Annotated in this window: 2 protein-coding genes; one reads left to right on the forward strand and one right to left on the reverse strand. The window is 70.7% G+C overall.

Features of this window, described 5'->3' with window-relative positions; translation table 11 throughout:
• Positions 1-1,904: cytochrome c oxidase assembly protein (locus EIO58_RS14735; protein ID WP_127820156.1), on the forward strand; the 1,904-nt coding region annotated here is incomplete at its 5' end.
• Positions 1,905-2,054: 150 nt separating this feature from the next.
• Here EIO58_RS14735 and EIO58_RS14740 read toward each other — a convergent pair.
• Positions 2,055-3,137 (reverse strand): hypothetical protein, encoded by a 1,083-nt coding sequence (locus EIO58_RS14740; RefSeq protein ID WP_446723932.1) that lies wholly within the window; start codon positions 3,135-3,137, stop codon positions 2,055-2,057.
• Positions 3,138-3,422: the final 285 nt, after the last annotated feature.

Consider the following 3,422-nt stretch of genomic DNA (forward strand, 5'->3'; position numbering starts at 1 on the left):
CGCTCGGCGGCGGCGCCGCGCAGCTCGAGATCGCCGATCCCGGGCCCGTCGCGCGCTGGGGGCTCCCGGTCGCGAAGCTGTTCGTGAACCTCGCGGCGGCCGGCATGGTGGGCACGCTCGTGGTCGCCCTGTTCGCGCTGCGCGCCGGTACCCGCGAGTTCGACGTCGCGCTCGACACTGCGTCGATCTCCGCTGCGGTGTTCACCCTGGCGTCGGCGGCGACCGGGTTCCTCACCTTCATCGTCGCGTTCAACCCCACCATCGACGCCGGCCCGCAGTTCGGCGGGCAGCTCGGCCGCTTCCTCGTCGAGCGGGAGCTCGGCCGCACGTGGCTCATCACGACGATCGCCGGAGCCGCCCTCACGGTGCTGACCTTCGCCGTGCGCGCGTGGACCTCGACCGTGTTCGTTGCAGTGCTGGCCGCGGCATCCCTCGTCCCGATGGGAACCCAGGGCCACTCGGGTGAGGAGGCGTTCCACCACGAGGCGATGACGGCGCTCATCCTCCACATCATCGCCGCGGCGGTATGGCTCGGCGGCCTGCTGCTCATCGTCATCGTGCGGCCGCTGCAGTCGCGCGGGCGGCTGACCGCCACCGTGACGCGCTACTCGAGCGTCGCGTTCGCGGCGTTCGCGGTCGTCGCCGTCTCGGGAACGGTGCGGGCAGCGATCGGCCTCCAGGACTGGGCCGCGCTGCTCTCGCCGTACGGCGTGATCCTCGGCGTCAAGATCGTCGCGCTCATCGCGCTCGGGCTCTTCGGCGCGTGGTATCGCACGCGCCTGATCGGTCGGCTGCACCAGGATGCGGCATCCCGCCCCTTCTGGACTCTGATCGCGTTCGAACTCGTGCTGATGGGCCTCGCGAGCGGTGCGGCCGCCGCCCTCGCCCGAACGCCGCCTCCGAATGCCTCGACACTCCCCGCTCTGCAGACACCGGCGGAACGCCTCACGGGCGCGCCGCTGCCGCCCGAGCTCACCCTCGAGCGCTGGCTGACGGCGTGGAACGTCGACCTGCTGTGGGCGGTGGGCGCGGGCTTCGCGGTGTTCTTCTACCTCGCGGGCGTGTGGCGTCTTCGTCGTCGCGGCGACACGTGGCCGCTGTACCGCACCATCATGTGGATTGCGGGCCTCGCGCTGCTGGTGTGGGTGACCGGAGGCGTCATCAACGTCTACCAGGACTACCTGTTCAGCATGCACATGATCGGTCACATGCTGCTGACGATGGCGATTCCGCTGCTGCTGGTGGCCGGCGCGCCGGTGACGCTCGCGGCGCGCGCGATCCGCAAGCGCGACGACGGCACGCGCGGCGGACGCGAGTGGATCCTGTGGGCCGTGCATTCTCCGGTCGCCCGTGTGCTGACCAACCCGTTCGTCGCGGCCGGGCTCTTCATCGGGTCGCTGTGGGTCTTCTACTACACCGATCTGTTCCGGTGGTCGCTGTACGACCACCTCGGGCACGAGTGGATGGTCGCGCACTTCCTCCTCACGGGGTACCTCTTCGTGCTGACCCTCATCGGGATCGATCCCGTGCCGTACCGCCTGCCGTATCCGGGCCGGTTGCTCATCCTCCTCGGCGTCATGGCGATGCACGCGTTCTTCGGCATCGCGATCATGATGCAGGAAGGGCTCATGGTCGCGGAGTGGTTCGGCTCGATGGGCCGTACGTGGGGCGCGACGCCCCTCGAGGATCAGTACACCGGCGGCGGTGTCGCCTGGTCGATCGGCGAGATCCCGACGCTCATCCTCGCGATCACCGTCGCGATCCAGTGGAGCCGCAGCGACGCGCGCGAGACGAAGCGCCGCGACCGGCACGCGGATCGGACGGGGGATGCCGAGCTCGAGGCCTACAACGCCCGCCTCGCTGCCCTGGCCGACCGCGACGCCCGGGCGCGCTCCGGTCGCTGATCGCGCCGCGGTCCGCGGCATCCGTCCCCGTCCGTTCACGAGATCAGGTGATCTCACCGGCGTAGGACGACGTGGCCGAGATCTGCCTACCCTCGTGAAATCACCTGATCTCGCGACGGGACGACCGCTGCCGACGACGGATGCCGCGGTTCAGGTCGTGTCGGGACCGGTGACGACGATCGACAGGCTGCCGTCGGGCATCACCGAGATCGCACCGGTGACGATGAACGGAAGGTCCTCGCTGACTTCGCGCACCTTGCCGTCGAAGATCGAGCGGATGTCGACCTCGATGTGCGCGACCGCCTCGGTCGGCAGGATCGTCCAGCCGGCGCCGTCGGGGGCGACGTCGACCGTGGGCTGGCGCGTGATCGACCAGGCCGGCAGTGAGTCGATGCGATCCTGCACGAAGTAGCCGAACGGGCACGCGGTGGGCTGCAGCACCTCCTGCGTCGCGCACGCGGTGAGGAACTCCTCGACCTTCTGCTGCACGACGCCGACGAACTCCTCGGTGGGCTGCGCCTGCACCGTGATCGGGATCGCATGGAAGGGGCTGTCGGAGAGCACGGCGACCCCGGGCGTGCTCGAGATGCGGTTGTCGACCGACACCGAGTACAGTCCCGGCGAGAAGACCAGGAGCGGCACGGGCGCGACCGGGTCGGCATCCACCCCGTCGGGCGAGGCCTGGCGCTTGTCGAGCGTGAAGCCGTTGACGTCGAAGGTCATCGAGCCGACGACCGTGAGGTTCATGACCGCCAACGGGCTCCTCGCGAACCGCCACGTCGGGGCGAGCCCGATCGAGCCGTCGCGCTCGACCTCGAAGGTGGTCACGCCCGGGTAGCCGCGCGCGTCGTACTCGACGGTGACGAGGGTCACCTCGCCCCGCTGCTCCTCCGAGACGACGCGGACGTCCGAGATCGGCGCGAGGGCGGCGCCGCGCAGCAGGGCTTCGGACGCGGTGGCCGCAAGCCCGGCGCCTTCGAGCTCGTCCGTGCTCACGGTGACACCGGGCACCGCGAGGGCGTCGGTCGCGCGCTGGTCGGCGAGGAGGCCGATATAACGCTCGACGAACGCGGACGGGCTGTAGAACTCGCGCTCGATTGCGGCCCACGCGGCGAACACGGCGCCCACCAGGGCCACGCCCACCACGCCGAGGAGCGTCAGATCGAGCCAGAGGCGCGACCGCCGCTGCGGCTTGCGCGGCGGCTGGATCAGCTCCGGACGGGCCTCGTCCAGGCTCGCGGAGCGGGCCGGGGGCGCACTCGCGCGACCGGATCGCGTGTCCACCGCCCCTTGGTCCACACGCCCAGTCTAGGAAGCGCAGACCGAAAGAGCCCTGTGGAGCGCAACCTGTGGACAACCCCGGTCATGCGGCTCGTCAGGACATGATCTCGTCGCGCACCACGGTCGCCGCGGCGAGCTGGCCGGCAGCGATCGCGGCCGCGAGCGAGACCAGCGGCCCCGGCACGGCGGCGGTGTGCGCCATGTCGCCCGCCGCGTAGACGCCCGGCACGGTCGTCC

Origin of the sequence: Microbacterium sp. CPCC 204701 (assembly GCF_004010105.1) — a bacterium.
GTDB lineage: Bacteria > Actinomycetota > Actinomycetes > Actinomycetales > Microbacteriaceae > Microbacterium.